We start from the raw sequence: 15,769 nt of genomic DNA, 5'->3' as shown, positions 1-15,769 counted from the left end.
TTTTCACCTATACATTTCTCAATCAGTCTGTTTAAGTTGTTTAATCTGAAATAATCGAAAGTTGAAGAAGTCCAACTTATCCACTTGTTCACTGGCTACCCGAAATGACCACTCCCCCAAGTCATTGGGTTGAATTGCAGATAACTTTTGTTCAAGCTTCGGGTTCAATAAGCGTTGAAACGGGATATCACTTTGAGGTAAAACGATAGCTGCCTCCAGAAGATGCTCATAAGCAGTTGTCAACTTAATATGCCGCTTTTGAGCAATTTTTGCAATTGTTAAACCTGGATAATGGCAAAACATGGTAAAAGTTTCTGCAGCACTGTTTGAAATGACTGGCCTGGCGAGTCCCTGGGTCAAAGGCTGCAATTTAGAATTGGGTTTACTTAACAATTCGGTAAGAAGCTGCGTGTATAGCAGTAATTTTGTTAAAGAGATGACCGTGGGAGACTTACCTTGAGTTTGACCAATTTGAGCATCAGTTTGTCCGGAAAGATGATGTCCAGACAAGTTCTGAGTAAAGATTTCGGCAAACTCATCTCGAGACAGTTTTTCCAAAAAATGATTAAGCATTGAATATAGATATACCGGTAAGTGATCTGCTTTGTTTTGAATAAACCATTTTTTGATCAACTGACTGTCCAACAAACCGATAGTTTGTGGATAGTAATGATTATTTGAATAACTATATTCCGACACAATCTGAATAGCGAGGTTTAATCTTTTAGAAAATCTAAAGACATCATAGCGGGCTGACCATGCAAATAAAGTTAACTCAGGCAGTGAAGCCAATAATTTTGATTGATAATCGTTTCCCTTTTCAGTGAGAAGGATCTGTAACTCCGAATCAGCTTTTACAAGCTCAGCTTGTTTAAGTTTAGCCACTGCCTGGTCAATATTATCTGGTAAAGCGCCGTGAAGAGAACCAAAATCTTTTAGCAGCCCATATTGGAGTGCCCAGTACAAGTTGGAAACAGTCCGCCTGCCAATCAAAATATTTTTAATGGCCTTTGAGCGTCGCCACTGGGATGAAGAACTAAAAAGAATTAAAATTGTCGCTAAGTCCATACTAGTCACCTATCAAAATATCAAAAAAAGGTCGGGACAATTCCCAACCTCTCAGTTTTCGAGAATGCAGCCATTACTATTCTACAATAAGTTGCATTATTTATATACGTGGTTTAATTAAATTATTTGTTTTAAACCTATTTTAATTTAAGTCGTGGAAGGACCTTGTCTTTAATGGCATAGAATAAACCACCAACAACAATTCCTTTAATTAAATTAAAGGGTACTACGCCGAACAAAATGAGAGATGACAACGGCATGCCTATTTTCATCCCTACCATACTCATATAAAGCGGAATGACCGCAATCCAGTTAGAAAGCGACATGATAACTGTTAAACTAATCATCATCAAAGCAATGACCAAAATAATTCTAAGAGAATTTTTCATTGAACCAAAGAATCGATTTCCCAAATAAAATGCGAGAATTAACGTGACTGACGATAAAAATGATGAGCCAACACCAATCAGGCCGATAAGTGATCCACCAGAAGTTGTCAGCCAATATAATAACGACTTAAGACCCGCGATAGTTATACCGCTAACCGGCCCAAATAGGACAGTTCCAATTAAAATCGGCATGTCCGCAAAATCAATCTTCATGTAAGGGACAATTGGAATAATCGGAAATGAAATGAACATCAATACATAGGAGCAGCCGGCTAACACCGACATTTCCACCAAACGGGTCGTCAACAATTGCTTATTACTACTATGTTCCATTGAAAAGAACCTCTCTTCCAATGGTTAATCTTCAAAAAAAGTCCCGACAAAAACTGCCAGGACTTTATGCGTAGTGAAAAATTTAATCTTCTACATACCAGACTTTACTGTCGGTACTGGAATTTCACCAGATCAGCGTGATAACTCACGTGTCGCGGACTATAACCGCCGGTCGGGAATTTCACCCTGCCCTGAAGATAAACCAATTTATTTAACTAACTTAAATATATCAAATTTTATTTAAATGTCAACGTTTTCTATCTTGAGACATTTTTTTAAGTTCTTCAACTTCATGAGGCTTTAATCGTCGATAATCCCCCGGCTGTAGTCCATCCAAGTTTAAGAAGCCATAACTTTGTCTACTAAGCTTCTCAACGGGATGCCCTAATGCCAAAAACATCTTTTTGACTTGATGGTTTCGACCTTCGTGAATCGTCAACGACACAATTGTACTGTTATTATTATTTCGAATAACCGTTGCCTTGGCACTGGCAGTTTTTCGACCGTCAATATGAATACCGGTTCGAAGCTTCTTCATATCATCGTTGGTGATGGTCCCTTTAACTTTTGCAACATAGGTTTTATCAACCTCGTACTTTGGATGTGTTAAATGATTATCGAGATCACCATCATTTGTTAATAACAGTAAGCCTGACGTATCATAATCCAATCGGCCGACCGGATAAATACGTTCGGTGACTTCACTTAGGAGGTCAATCACTGTTTTTCGATGTTTATCATCCGTTACAGCAGTAATAACCCCTCTCGGTTTGTACAGAAGGTAATAAACGGGAACTTCTTTTGATATTGGAACTTCGTCTACTTCGACCTCGTCGGATTCCGTGACTTTTGTTCCCAGCTCCCTGACTACTTTTCCATTAACTTTAACATGGCCTTCAACAATTAATTTTTCAGCTTTTCGTCTTGAAGCAACTCCAGCATGGGCCATAACTTTTTGTAAGCGTTCACTCATTTTTAGTCTCCTGTTTTCCCTGATCGATTTGCTCATTAAACCTTGTCAACAATGAGTCACTTGTATTATCATCCAACACTTCATCTTTTGGTAAGGCTGGCAGGTCATTTAATGTTTTTAACCCAAAATAGTCTAAGCAAAAGTTGGTGACGCCATATTGTTTGGGATTGCCAACTTCCTGTTTGATACCGGTAATCTTTAGCAATCCCTGATTTAAGAGTCGGTGCAAAATTGCAGAACTGTTTACGCCCCGAATGTCATCAACTTCAATTCGCGTAATGGGCTGATTATACATGACGATTGCAACAGTTTCCAAAGCGGCCTGGGAAAGAACACGGGGCTTTGCATCATTGACGTAGTCTCGAACCAGTTCTGCCAGTTCATTTTTCGTTCCAAGCCGGTAAACATCGTTTGCAACCAACAGTTTTAATCCGCAATCCTTATTTTTATTAAAATTTTGAGCGATTTTTTCCACTAACTGACGACACGCCGACAACTCAAGACCTGTTCGTAAAGCAATTTGGCGGAGATTAATGCCCTCATCTCCGGAAGCATATAAAAGTGCTTCAATCTTTGCTAAATTACTTACTGCCATATGCAGGCCCCTTTCTAATTTCAATTGTTTCATGGCGATTTTTCTGTTTGAGACGAACTTCGTTATACTTAGCCATTTCTAAAATCGCTAAAAAATCGGTGACAATTTCTTCAGGCTTGGTGGAATGTTGAATAACATGATTAAAAGAAATCTGTTCAGTTCGACAATCCAATAGCTGGCGAACTAACGCTGTTTGGCTTTCAATTGTAAATTGCCACTCATGAACAGTTGTTGACAATGGTTGGTTATAACGAAAGTGTTTTAAAGCGTCCACGTAACTGGCCATAATATCGCCTTTGTCAAAAGGTGAAGGCACCGTTAATGTTTCTTTCGAAGCTGAAACGGCCAGTTCCGAACGGGTAAAACTTTGACGACGTTTATTTTCGTAATCCTTTAGTTTACCTGCGATTAGTTTATACCGTTTGTAATTAATCAGTTGATTAACCAGATCTTCACGTGGATCTTCTTCCACCTCATCAGTGGCTTCATCAACAACTGTTGGTAACAACATCTTTGATTTAATGACCATCAATTTGGCAGCCATAACAAAAAAATCACCAACTATATCCAAATTGAGCTGCTGTGCATCATAAATATAATCCATGTACTGCTTGGTTATCTCTGCAATTGGAATGTCATAAATGTCCATTTTGGACTCTTGGATTAAGTGAAGCAGGACTTCCAATGGCCCATCAAAATCATTTAAATGTAATTCTGGTTCTTTATCAGATACGTTCATGATCCTTTGATTGCTCCCATTTGGCACAGATTTCCTTGGTTTCAAAACCGCCGATGATTTTTTCCTTTGGGTATAGGGACTGAAGCTCATCCAACAGGCGACTATAATTCTCTTGGTTTCGGCTTGGTGGTGCCAAAATTAATCGATGAATCAGCAACTGATCATTTTCGACTTCGATTCCAACCAAGCCGGACCAGTTATTGTGACGATCCTTCCATAAATAGATCATTCGGTCGCTTTTATCGGCATACCAAGTCATCTCTTGAGAAACCAAATCCATGTTTTGCAGATCGGAAACTAAAGAAAACAGTCCCATCGTAATTTTTTGATAATCTTTTCGATATTGATATAACATTATATCACCTCACTGACTAAGCTCGAGGATGGAATTTTTGATAAACTTCGGTCAAATGTTTGTGCGAAATATGAGTATATATTTGAGTCGTAGAAATATCTGCGTGACCCAACAATTCTTGAACAATCCTCAAGTCCGCCCCGTTTTCCAATAAATGGGTGGCAAATGAATGTCGGAGCGTATGCGGAGTAACATGCCGTTTGATTCCTGCTAATTTAACATATTTTTTAATCATTTGCCAAATTGCCTGACGGGTTAAACGTCTGCCATGAGCATTTAAAAAGACAAAATCCGTATTGGTTCTTTTTCTTAAAAGATCAATTCGTGTTGTCTTTAAATATTTCGTAATCCAATCAATGGCAACGTCACCAATCGGAATAATCCGTTCACGATCACCCTTTCCGACCGTCTGAATCAGTTTCATTGGAAGATGAAGGTCAACCAGCCGTAGGTTAACAAGTTCGCTGACTCTTAACCCGGTCGCATAAAGTGTCTCAAGCATTGCACGGTCCCGGACACCAAGAGGCTTTGATACATTCGGCATCGACAATAGTTTATTGACTTCGCTAACCGATAATACATCCGGCAGCGTTTTAGACTGCTTGGGAGAATCCACTTTCAACATTGGATCATCTGGGACAACGCCAAATTGGGCTAAGTAGCGAAAAAAGTTTCGTAAACTTGAAACGGTTCTGATAACTGTGTTTCGAGACTTTTTTTCTTGCTGTAAATTTTCCAAATAATTTAATATCAAAAATTGATCGACTTTTGAAATATCCTTGGTTGTTTTTTGAAAAAAATGAATGGCTTCGGATAGGTCTTGTTGATAACTTTTAATTGTATTTTCAGAAAGCCCGCGTTCAACTCGAAGAAAGTGTAAATAATCAGCAAGTTGATTGTCCATTTTAATCTTCCTGTTTCTTTAATGTAATATGGCCATCCTCTTGAGAGATCAAGTTTTCCTTTAGTAAATGACCAAGCGCCCGTTTGAAAGCGCCTTTACTGATGCCAAAATAATCTTTAATATCTTCAGGAGCACTTTTATCACTAAAGGCAAGTTGTTTCGATTCGGTATGATCCAGAGCTGCCAGAATCATTTCAGCATCCTCACCGATTTCTTGATAGGCTCTTGGGCGAGTTGAAATATTAATTGAATCATCCCTCAGGGTACCAATAACTCTGGCTTCTACTTCTTCTCCCAGTCTTGGTTCTTCCAATCGTTCACTTGGGTGAAGAAAGGCCAAGTGATAATCATCCGTTAACAGTCTGGTTCCTGACAGTTTTAATCGATATGCCCGGGCTTTAATATTTTTGTTTTGAAGGCGTTCTTTCACCGGCCTTGCAATCGTTTCAAAGATCTCTTCATCAGCCAGATGTCCCCAGATACGGGCCTTATTGTCAACTGTGAGCGATATGAGCAGCTTGTCACCTTCGCGGGGCCATAGTTTGCTAACAGTTGGAAGATCATCAACCGAGACGACAACGTCTTTATTAGGTAATCCAATGTTAACAAAAACACCTAGTCCAAATTTCCCCTTTACAACCGTCCCGAATGCATAATGATCCCTTCTAATCTTAGGGATTTGCCGTGTAATTTGCATTCTATGTTGCTCATTCTCATACGTAAAGCCGGTAAATTCAGCGCCAATCTTAAACGGTTTCTTAATTTCAGCTTTGTCTAATTGAAAAGTTTCGCCCTCAATCTGAACAAAATAATAGCGATCATTTTCATCGGTTAGTATGCCCTTTAGCACTTGGGCCATTAAATTTTTATCCATGTTAATCTCCGTTCTTGAATCTCTTTACTCATTCTACACGCTTTAACAATAAAATTCGACTGAAGAAGAAATGCGGTTACTAAGTAGAAGATCCATCAATCTGCATAATAAGGTGCGTAAAAAGAGACTGGGCAAAATCGCTTCTGTCCAGTCTCCCATTATACGTTATTTAATTACATTCAAGCCGTCTGTTTATAGTGAGCTTGAAGCACCGTGATAAATGACACCACGATGAGAATCAACTGTAATTAATTCACCATCTGAAATCTTAGTAGTTGCACCAGCGGCACCCACGATAACAGGGATACCCATTGAGATACCAACTACAGCAGCGTGTGAAGTCAAGCCGCCACTTTCAACAACAACGGCACTTGCCTTTTCAATTGCTGGAAGATAATCTTTGTCAGTTGACTTTGCAATCAAGATGCTGCCTTCGGTTACTTTGCTCTTGGCATCAGCTGCATCTTTTGCAACAACGGCTTTACCAATAACAGTCTTGTCACCAACACCTTGGCCTTGAACAAGCTTTGAACCGATCAATTGAATTCTCATCAAATTGGTTGTGCCGCTTTCACCAACTGGAACACCGGCAGTAACGATAATTAAATCGCCTTCCTTGGCTAAACCAGTTTCGAGCGCCTTTTTAGCAGCAAGTTCAAAAATCTCGTCACTGCTCTTAACTTCGTCAACCAAGATTGGGTGAACACCCCAGTTAACCATCAAACCACGACGGGTACGTTCGTCAAAGGTTAATGCTAAGATGTCTGCATCTGGATGATATTTGGAAATCATACGAGCAGTGTAACCTGAACGGGTTGCAGCAACAATTGTATGAATGCCCAATTCTTTTGCAACACGAGCAACTGAATCACCAATTGATTCAGTGACATCACTGGCATCAAATGTTGGACGTGGTGTACCAAATTCGCTAAAAGCATTTTCAGCTTTAACATCAATGCGCGCCATTGTTTGAACTGATTGTACAGGATATTCACCGTTAGCACTTTCACCTGAAAGCATTGTTGCATCAGTACCATCAAAAACGGCATTGGCAACATCTGAAGCTTCTGCACGTGTAGGACGTGGGTTTTCCTGCATTGAATCAAGCATTTGGGTAGCCGTAATAACTGGCTTGCCTAGTTGGTTGCACTTCTTGATCAAAGTCTTTTGAACCAACGGAACGTTTTCGGCAGGAATTTCAACACCCATGTCACCACGAGCAACCATTAAGCCATCAGCAACTTTAATAATATCATCAAAGTTGTTGATACCTTCTTGTGATTCGATCTTTGGGAAGATTTGAACATGTTCCATGTGCTTTTCTTCAAGTAAGGCACGGATATCCAAAACATCTTGTGCTTTACGAACGAATGAAGCAGAAATGAAGTCAATATCATGATCCAAACCGAAACGAATATCGTCTGAATCTTTTTCAGTAATTCCTGGAAGGTTGATTGAAACGCCAGGTGCGTTAACACCCTTACGTGAACCAAGAACACCATCGTTTTGAACAGTTACAACTAATTCCTTATTAGCGTCATCTTTTTTAGTAACAACAGTGTCCAATAAACCATCATCAAAAAGAACATGACCACCTTCATGGACATCATCATAGAGGCCCGTGTATGTTACGGCAATCTTGTCTTTAACACCCTCAAGGCTGTCATCCATTGAAATACGGAAAACATCGCCGGTGTGATATTCGATTTTGCCATCTTTTTGAACAGTAGTACGAATTTCGGCACCTTTAGTATCGAGCATGATTCCGACAGTTTTACCTGTCTTCTTTTCAGCTTCGTGAACCTTGTTTAAACGATCCAAGTGTTCTGGATGGTCACCATGTGAAAAGTTAAATCGGAAAACATTAGCCCCAGCTTCAATTAATTTAACGATGGTATCAACATCGGTACTGGCTGGTCCCAATGTACTTACGATCTTAGTTTTCTTCATAAGTAAAATCTCTCCTTCGGTTTTTTGGACACCACAATTTTTAACAGGATATAGACCAATTAAATATTGGGGTTCCCTTTTAGATTCCAAACCGTATTTTATCACTTTTTTCGAGTTATGTCGTCGAATATTTTGGACAATAACGACTTTGTTAACTACCCACAAAAGCCTAAAAGACGGTTCTAACGACAATGTAAGCCTTTACGAAAAGTAAATATTCAATCAAAAAATTACTTATAAACAACATTATTTTGACCAAAAATTGTGATTAATTTATCTTTAATTTGATCACCTTGTTGTAAATTAAAATTATTCCCAAGAATCCATGTTTTCTCTGAAGCACTTTCATGAACAACGAGGGATACCGAGCCCCGATACTGAACGGACAATTCGGTTAGTTTGTGAAAAATTTGATTTTTATCATGGGATGGATCAATTCGCAAGTACCAATGAGGCTGCTTTTTAACCCCTGCAGATTTCCGAGAAAGATTATCGGCAGGCTGAATCGTCTCTGCAACCATTTGAATGGTGTTGTTTTTTTCGACTTTGCCGCGAATGGCAACCACCATGTCTTTATGAAGCCAAGATTGAATTTTAATAAATAAATTCGGGAAAACCGTTACCGACATCTCGCCAACTTCATCGCTGCCATCAAAAAAGGCCATTTGCTTGCCGGTCTTGGTTCTGATAATTTTAACTTTGGTTATATATAAAATTAAGACGACCTGGTTCATTCCGACGACTAACTGATTGGTCAGTTTTGCATTCAGTCGTTTTCTAAGGGCTGTAAAACGCTCAACAGGGTGTCCGGACAGGTATGCACCCAAATAATCATTTTCCTTTTCAAGGCGTTGCATCAAAGGCATCTCGGGCTTTCTCGGCACGGTGGGTTCCAGTGCCTTGAATAAACTCATGGAATCGCCACTTAGCTGAATTGAGCTGATGAATTCAGGGGCTGCTGAGATTAATTCAGAACGGTTGTATGAAAAACCGTCAAGCGCACCTGAATAAATCAACGCATTAATCAAGTCCGGCTTGCGGTACTTGTCTGAAAGCCGAGCAAGCAAATTAGGAAAGGATTTATAGCGGCCGTTTTGGTCACGATCATTTAAAATATCCTGTACCATGTCGTGGCGAACCCCTTTAATCGAAGCCAACCCAAAAACAATTTGCTGATCCTGGTATGAAAAATCAGCTCGGCTTTTGTTGATATCCGGCGCCACTACTTTAACTCCCATTGATTTGGCATCTGATAAATACTCTTTCATTTTGACCGAACTATTTTGAACAGAATTTAATAAAGCAACGTGAAACTCGCCTGGGAAATAGACTTTAAGATAAGCAAGTTCATAGGCCATTTTGCTGTAAGCAACCGCATGGGATTTATTGAATCCATAATTGGCGAATTTTTCAATATAATCAAATACTTTCTCGGCCACTTGTTTGGGATGCCCCTTTTTTTCGGCGCCCGTTAAAAATAGGCTCTTCATTCGATCCATCACTTTTAACTTCTTTTTGCTCATTGCACGTCGTAAAATATCGGCTTGTCCGAGTGAAAATCCAGCCATTTTTGAAGCGACCAGCATGACCTGCTCTTGATAAACGATGACGCCATACGTTGATTTTAAAATGTCTTCGAGTGACTGATCCGGATAGGTTAAAGCTTCCTGATGTGATTTTCGTTTGACAACTTCGTCAATGTTTTCCATTGGACCCGGTCGGTAAAGCGCATTAACCAACGCGACATCTTCGAACTGTTCTGGATGTAGTCTGCGTAAAACACTTCTGATGCCGGATGATTCGAATTGGAAAACGCCTGTTGTATCGCCGTTCGCAAACAGTTTCAACGTTTTCTTGTCATCTAACGGAATTTGAGAAATGTTGATTTTCTGCCCCGTTGCCTGTTTAATTTCTGCCAGTGCATCAGCCAAAATTGTTAAATTGCGAAGTCCCAGAAAATCAATTTTTAGCAAACCGACAGATTCAACATAGTCTTTGGAATATTGCGTCATTAAAAGCCCGTCATTTCCATCCTGAAGGGGAACAAGATCAACCAATAAATTATCACTTAGCACCAATCCGGCTGCGTGTGTTGAATAGTGTCTCGGCAAGCCTTCCAACACTTGAGCTGTTTTAAAAAGTGATTTATTCAAGTCGCTGTCGGCAACCAGGTTTTTTAACTGTTGAGAGTTATGATAGGCATCGGCCAATGTTACGTGAAAAGCACTGGGAATAGCTTTGCTCCACACATCCTGTTGATTTGGGTTGAGTCCAAAAACACGGCCAACATCTCTGGTTGCCTGTTTGGCAGCCAAGGTGCCGAAAGTAATGATTTGTGCAACCCGTTGATGACCGTACTTTTGGTGAACATATTGAATGACGTCATCACGTTTGTCATCTGGAATGTCCAAATCAATATCGGGCATTTGAACTCTCTCGGGATTTAAAAAGCGTTCAAAGAGCAGCTCGTACTTAATGGGATCAACGTCGGTAATAAATAACGTATAGGCAACAAGTGACCCGGCAGCCGATCCCCGACCCGGTCCGGTTATAATCCTGGCTTGATGAGCAAAATTAATAACATCCCAAACAATTAAAAAGTAATCATCAAATCCCATTGAATGAATCACTGATAATTCTCTGTCAAGCCGATGGCGATAAGGTGCATCATCGGAAATATGAGCCGCTTCCAGTCGCTTAGAAAGTCCCTTTTCACATAACTGCCGTAAATATTGACCAGGTTCCATATCGTTGGGGGTTTCGAATTGTGGCAGTTTCGGCTGCTTTTTTTTAATTTCGACATGACAATTGGAAACAACCTCATCGATGGCTTGAAGAGCCGCATTTAAATGGAGTCGTTGGTATTCTTTTTCCATTTGATCTTGGGGCCGGAGAAAATAAGGACCAACCTGTTGGCTAAGTTCGGCAACATTGGAAATCTTAGTACCAGCAGCAATGGCTTTTAAAACCTGCATTGGAAAATAATCTTCGGCATTCAAGTATTGAACCGGCGCATCCGCAATCAACTGGACTTGATTGTCAGCCGCTACTTTGCTGAGCATATCGATTAAAGCATCAGAAGAATGGTAGTCCACGCCAAACTTAAGATCTTGCTTTGTAAGGCCAAGATCCATTAACTTAGAAATCAAATCGGAAATATCTGCTGATTTTCCCTGAAGCAGTAAATCGTTAATTTCCGCCAACGGCGGCAAAATGACATATAGTCCATCCAGTCGGCCATTGAGTTGATCAATCGTTACATCGGTTTCACCAGAGTTTTTTAACGTTGATATTTTTAAAAGGTTTTGATACCCCGTTTGGTTTTTGGCCAATAAAAGAATCGAATAATTGTTTTCAGACAGCATTACGCCGGGAAGATTCAGCGTCAGTCCAATAATTGGCTGAATACCGGCGTCGATGCATGTATCATAGAACTCAACAGCGCCATACATGACATTAATATCTGTCATCGCAAGTGCTTTATATCCACGCTTTTTGGCTTCTGTGACCAATTCAGAGATCCGAATCGGACTTTGAAGTAAACTATATGAGCTAATGACTTGTAATGGTACGTACGTCAATTGAATTCCCTTCTTTCTACCAAATTATACCAAACAATTAGGTCTCATTACTAAATTCTAAATGTAAATTCACAGTGATTTTTCTTAGGAAATATGCTAAAATACCATTGATTGTCAGGAGGCCTAAGACTATGAAACTTATTGCTTCAAATCTTGTCGTCATTTTTTGGGCATTGATCTTTGGTGAAATCATCGGTTACATTGCCAATCAACTTGAGGTTTTACCATACAACCCTATGCAAATTGGTATCACGGCCGCCATTGTTGGCTTTTGTGCAACAAACGGTATTTACCTTATCAGCAAAGGATCATTTTCCAAATAATTCTCGATAATTAATAAAAAGTGAGACTGGGACAAACGTAAACGTTGCCCAGCCTCACTTTTTTTACGACGACTGATTTCAAATTAAAGTCAAAAATAAGTCATCCCGCTTGATTAAATGTGTTCGTATAAAAAGGCATCAATTTGTTCATATACTTTTTGGTGATCAACTTCTTGTAAAACTTCATGCTTCATATGGGGCATGACTTTATTTTTTACATTTGAATAACCAATTTTGTGTAATGTCTTAATTGTGTCTGTTAATCCATGACTGCCACCACTAAATTTATCGTGATCCCCCGTAATAGAAATGATCGGTAATCCGGGCCTTTGGCAATGGAAATGAGTAACCTGCTTAAGCTCGTAGTCGCCCTGCCACAGCGTCATTAAACTTAATACAGGATATTGATTTATCATATCCGGGTCATTGGATACCCGTTGAACATTTTCAAGATTGTAACTTAGCCAAGAATGATCACCAGGTGTCAATCCAGAAAGCCTTGATAATAACTTGGAATAACGATTTTCAAGATGTAAGCGCGTATAAACGGTTCCCAAAAGAAGTCCGATACTTACCATTGGGATGTAATTGGCAGTCCCAGTCAAAATCAGACCATTTAATAGTTGATCATGTTTTTGAAGATATAATCGGCCGAGAATCGATCCAAACGAGTGACCGAACAAAAACAGCGGTAGCCCAGGATATTGCCGCTTAATAAAGTGACTTAAACAAACCTGATCGTTAACTAATTGCTGCCAGCTGAACATGATGCCCAAAGGATCATCCTTGGATACAGATCTGCCATGGCCACGATTATCTGAAGTTAGGACAATAAAACCCTGCTGATTTAAATAAGCCGCAAAATCAAAATAACGTGATTGATGTTCCAAAGCACCATGAATAACTTGAACAATACCTACCGGATGAGTCGTAGAAAAAACGGTAACCGCAAGTTCTGTATGATTATTCGTTGGAATCCGATATTCTTTTGACAAAGATATCCCACCTTACACTTGCGTGGCAGTTACCTGCTCAGGTACAAAAGACAGGGCATCGTTTTCCAAATTGATATGAACGATGCTATGTGGTTTAACCTGACCACCAACGATCATCTTTGCAAGAGGGGTTTCAACAACGTTGGTTACATAACGCTGAAGAGGACGTGCGCCATATTGCGGTTCATACCCATTCTTAGCAATCCATTGTTTAGCCTGATCTGAAATTGAAAGCTTAATATCCTGCGCCTTTGTTCGCACAGAAAGCTGATCAATTAATTTTTGAACGATTTTTTCAATATCAGTTCGAGACAACGGCTTAAACATGATAACATCGTCAATTCTATTTAAAAATTCAGGTTTAAATGATGCTTTGAGTAGTTGATCGACCTGTTTCTTGGCATTATCAGAAATAATACCATTCTCGTCGGTTCCTTCCAATAGAATGTCCGACCCCAAATTGGACGTCATAATTAAAATGGTGTTTTTAAAATCAATGGTTCGTCCTTGACTATCAGTCAGACGGCCATCATCCAACACCTGGAGCAAAATATTAAAGACATCCGGGTGAGCCTTTTCAATTTCATCAAATAGCACAATGGTGTAAGGATTACGACGAACTGCTTCGGTTAACTGACCGCCTTCTTCGTAGCCAACATAACCGGGAGCTGCACCCACTAATCGTGAAACCGATTCTTTTTCCATATACTCGGACATATCAATTCGAACCATATGATTTTCAGAATCAAATAAATCTTCCGCCAGGGCTTTAGCGAGTTCAGTTTTACCCACTCCGGTTGGCCCCAGAAATAGGAATGAGCCAAGCGGTCGACTGGGATCCTGTAAACCGGCTCGTGAACGAATGACGGCATCGGAAACGGCAGTTACGGCTTCATTTTGACCAATCACCCGTTTGTGCAGATTGTCAGCTAAATGAAGGAGCTTTTGGCGTTCGCCCTCGACCAATTTTGTCACAGGAATACCGGTTTCCCGACTGACCACTTTTGCAATTTCGTCAGCCGTAACCGATTCACTTACCAACCAGTCGGCATGTTGATCATTTTCTTCCAGTTTTTTCAGGTCAGCTTCCAATTGTGGAATTGTACCGTGTTGAAGAACAGCAGCTTTATTAAGATCGTAATCGTTTTCAGCCTGTTTCAGGTCATTTCTTGCCTGATCAAGCTGTTTCTTTTTATCACCAATCTTTTGAATGGCGTCTTTTTCCTGCTTCCAGCGTGCATTTAAACCATTGACTTTTTCCTTAATGTTGGCAAGTTCTTCCTGAACTTCCTTTAGGCGTTTCTTGGAAGCTTCATCGGTTTCCTGCTTTAAAGCAGCCTCTTCGACTTCAAGGCGCATAAGTTGACGATTAGATTGATCAAGCGCTGTCGGGCTGGAATTCATTTCAACCCGAATTTCAGCAGATGCTTCATCTACAAGATCAATTGCCTTATCCGGTAAATTTCGATCAGTAATATATCGATCGGAAAGTTTAGCAGCGGCTACCAGGGCATTATCGTGGATTCGAACGCCATGGTGGATTTCCAGGCCCTCGGACAGGCCACGCAAAATCGTAATCGTATCTTCAACTGATGGTTCATGAACCATTACCCGTTGGAAACGACGCTCCAGGGCCTTATCTTTTTCCATGTACTTTCGGTATTCATCAATCGTTGTCGCACCGATTAAATGGAGTTCCCCTCGGGCCAACATGGGTTTTAGAATATTGCCGGCATCCATCGATCCTTCGGCTTTACCTGCCCCGACGATGTTATGAATTTCATCAATGAACATGATGATTTGACCCTCAGCTTTTTTAACTTCCTTTAAAACAGCTTGAAGTCGTTCTTCAAATTCACCACGGTACTTTGCACCCGCAATCAGGGACCCCATGTCCAACTGGAAAATCGTCTTGTTTTTAAGGTTTTCCGGCACATCATTGGAGGCAATTCGGAGTGCCAATCCTTCGACAACGGCGGTTTTTCCAACACCCGGTGCCCCAATCAGTACTGGATTATTCTTGGTCTTTCTTGACAGAATTCGAATCACATCGAGAATTTCTTCATCCCGACCAATAATCGGTCCCAACTTATTATCTCGAGCAGCCTTAACCAAGTCGGTCCCGTATTTTTCAAGAGATTGATAATTATCTTCCTGGTTTTTGGAGGTTACTTTCTCGCCACCACGGATCTTCTCGACAACGTTTCTAACTTTTTGTTCGGTTATATCTTGTTTGATTAAATAGTCGGTAAAATTATCACCGTGAAGCTGCATAACAGCAATTGTCAGGGTGTCAACCGCAATATATGAGTCACCAAACTCATTTTTAACCTGTTCGGCATCTTGTAATAACTCATACAAATTTGACGATAAAGATTGTCCATAACTGATATTACTGCCCTCAACCGTTGCAATCTGGTCAATTTCGGTATCGAGTTCCTTATCTAAATCTTTTAGGTTCAGTCCCAGTTCTGAGTATATTTGACGAGCCAATTCACCGGGTTGGACCAAGAACTTAAACAGGTGGGCAACCGTAATATTTTGTTGTTTTCGAGTAACGGCAATTTGTTGAGCTTGAGAAATTGCTTGCGTAACTGCTTCTGTTAAATTATCTGGATTCATTTAAATGATCACCTTATTATTTTTTATCTTAATTTAGTTCCATCCATTAAAGGCGGTTAGAAAGAAAA

General features: G+C 40.1%; 13 protein-coding genes and 1 riboswitch. Of the genes, 1 reads left to right on the top strand and 12 read right to left on the bottom strand.

Going from position 1 to position 15,769, the window contains the following annotated elements:
- Positions 1-18 precede the first annotated feature (18 nt).
- The 10 genes from GQR93_RS07470 to dnaE all read right to left on the bottom strand — a co-directional run bounded on the left by GQR93_RS07470 (position 19) and on the right by dnaE (position 11,761).
- Positions 19-1,068, bottom strand: a complete 1,050-nt coding sequence (locus tag GQR93_RS07470) for a helix-turn-helix domain-containing protein (protein WP_003553926.1) — start codon at positions 1,066-1,068, stop codon at positions 19-21.
- Between the two features lie 137 nt (positions 1,069-1,205).
- The gene (locus GQR93_RS07465) at positions 1,206-1,790 is read right to left on the bottom strand and encodes an ECF transporter S component (protein ID WP_003553923.1); all 585 of its coding nucleotides are present in this window, start codon (positions 1,788-1,790) and stop codon (positions 1,206-1,208) included.
- An 81-nt stretch (positions 1,791-1,871) separates the two neighbouring features.
- Positions 1,872-1,993, bottom strand: a riboswitch (FMN riboswitch).
- A gap of 44 nt (positions 1,994-2,037) precedes the next feature.
- A complete protein-coding gene (locus tag GQR93_RS07460; RefSeq protein ID WP_003553921.1) occupies positions 2,038-2,763 on the bottom strand; it encodes a pseudouridine synthase in 726 nt (241 codons plus the stop codon).
- Positions 2,756-3,358 (bottom strand): SMC-Scp complex subunit ScpB, encoded by a 603-nt coding sequence (gene scpB, locus GQR93_RS07455; RefSeq protein ID WP_003553919.1) that lies wholly within the window; start codon positions 3,356-3,358, stop codon positions 2,756-2,758. The genes GQR93_RS07460 and scpB overlap by 8 nt, the downstream gene beginning before the upstream one ends.
- Positions 3,345-4,097: a segregation and condensation protein A gene (locus GQR93_RS07450; protein ID WP_003553917.1), complete on the bottom strand. Its 753-nt coding sequence runs from the start codon at positions 4,095-4,097 to the stop codon at positions 3,345-3,347. The genes scpB and GQR93_RS07450 overlap by 14 nt, the downstream gene beginning before the upstream one ends.
- The gene (locus GQR93_RS07445; RefSeq protein WP_003553915.1) at positions 4,084-4,452 is read right to left on the bottom strand and encodes a hypothetical protein; all 369 of its coding nucleotides are present in this window, start codon (positions 4,450-4,452) and stop codon (positions 4,084-4,086) included. The genes GQR93_RS07450 and GQR93_RS07445 overlap by 14 nt, the downstream gene beginning before the upstream one ends.
- Positions 4,453-4,468: 16 nt before the next feature.
- Complete coding sequence (gene xerD / locus GQR93_RS07440; protein ID WP_003553913.1) at positions 4,469-5,356, bottom strand: site-specific tyrosine recombinase XerD; 888 nt, start codon at positions 5,354-5,356, stop codon at positions 4,469-4,471.
- Position 5,357: 1 nt separating this feature from the next.
- Entirely contained in the window at positions 5,358-6,230 is an 873-nt protein-coding gene (locus GQR93_RS07435; protein WP_003553911.1) for a CvfB family protein, read from the bottom strand.
- Positions 6,231-6,422: 192 nt separating this feature from the next.
- Positions 6,423-8,180 carry a pyruvate kinase gene (gene pyk / locus GQR93_RS07430; RefSeq protein ID WP_035444755.1) on the bottom strand — a complete coding sequence of 586 codons (1,758 nt, stop codon included), beginning with the start codon at positions 8,178-8,180 and terminating at the stop codon, positions 6,423-6,425.
- 230 nt (positions 8,181-8,410) lie between these two features.
- The gene (dnaE, locus tag GQR93_RS07425; protein WP_159298735.1) at positions 8,411-11,761 is read right to left on the bottom strand and encodes a DNA polymerase III subunit alpha; all 3,351 of its coding nucleotides are present in this window, start codon (positions 11,759-11,761) and stop codon (positions 8,411-8,413) included.
- Between the two features lie 131 nt (positions 11,762-11,892).
- On the opposite strand from dnaE, the gene GQR93_RS07420 reads away from it, so the two are divergent.
- The gene (locus GQR93_RS07420; RefSeq protein ID WP_187117458.1) at positions 11,893-12,084 is read left to right on the top strand and encodes a YjzD family protein; all 192 of its coding nucleotides are present in this window, start codon (positions 11,893-11,895) and stop codon (positions 12,082-12,084) included.
- Positions 12,085-12,197: 113 nt separating this feature from the next.
- On the opposite strand, the gene GQR93_RS07415 is transcribed toward GQR93_RS07420, so the two are convergent.
- Both GQR93_RS07415 and clpB read right to left on the bottom strand, forming a co-directional pair.
- Complete coding sequence (locus tag GQR93_RS07415) at positions 12,198-13,079, bottom strand: alpha/beta fold hydrolase (RefSeq protein ID WP_003553903.1); 882 nt, start codon at positions 13,077-13,079, stop codon at positions 12,198-12,200.
- Between the two features lie 12 nt (positions 13,080-13,091).
- A complete protein-coding gene (gene clpB / locus GQR93_RS07410; protein WP_003553901.1) occupies positions 13,092-15,701 on the bottom strand; it encodes an ATP-dependent chaperone ClpB in 2,610 nt (869 codons plus the stop codon).
- Positions 15,702-15,769 lie beyond the last annotated feature (68 nt).

Origin of the sequence: Lentilactobacillus hilgardii, from assembly GCF_009832765.1 — a bacterium.
Taxonomy (GTDB): Bacteria; Bacillota; Bacilli; order Lactobacillales; family Lactobacillaceae; genus Lentilactobacillus; species Lentilactobacillus hilgardii.
The sequence above is the reverse complement of the archived record's forward strand: the minus strand, read 5'-3'. Positions and strand labels throughout refer to the sequence as shown.

What these genes read in the sequence shown, in the direction of transcription:
- scpB (WP_003553919.1), bottom strand. Translation starts at nt 3,358, where the DNA reads ATGGCAGTAAGTAATTTAGCAAAGATTGAAGCACTTTTATATGCTTCC.
- GQR93_RS07450 (WP_003553917.1), bottom strand. Translation starts at nt 4,097, where the DNA reads ATGAACGTATCTGATAAAGAACCAGAATTACATTTAAATGATTTTGAT.
- clpB (WP_003553901.1), bottom strand. Translation starts at nt 15,701, where the DNA reads ATGAATCCAGATAATTTAACAGAAGCAGTTACGCAAGCAATTTCTCAA.
- GQR93_RS07465 (WP_003553923.1), bottom strand. Translation starts at nt 1,790, where the DNA reads ATGGAACATAGTAGTAATAAGCAATTGTTGACGACCCGTTTGGTGGAA.
- GQR93_RS07435 (WP_003553911.1), bottom strand. Translation starts at nt 6,230, where the DNA reads ATGGATAAAAATTTAATGGCCCAAGTGCTAAAGGGCATACTAACCGAT.
- pyk (WP_035444755.1), bottom strand. Translation starts at nt 8,180, where the DNA reads ATGAAGAAAACTAAGATCGTAAGTACATTGGGACCAGCCAGTACCGAT.
- GQR93_RS07420 (WP_187117458.1), top strand. Translation starts at nt 11,893, where the DNA reads ATGAAACTTATTGCTTCAAATCTTGTCGTCATTTTTTGGGCATTGATC.
- GQR93_RS07470 (WP_003553926.1), bottom strand. Translation starts at nt 1,068, where the DNA reads ATGGACTTAGCGACAATTTTAATTCTTTTTAGTTCTTCATCCCAGTGG.
- xerD (WP_003553913.1), bottom strand. Translation starts at nt 5,356, where the DNA reads ATGGACAATCAACTTGCTGATTATTTACACTTTCTTCGAGTTGAACGC.
- GQR93_RS07460 (WP_003553921.1), bottom strand. Translation starts at nt 2,763, where the DNA reads ATGAGTGAACGCTTACAAAAAGTTATGGCCCATGCTGGAGTTGCTTCA.
- GQR93_RS07445 (WP_003553915.1), bottom strand. Translation starts at nt 4,452, where the DNA reads ATGTTATATCAATATCGAAAAGATTATCAAAAAATTACGATGGGACTG.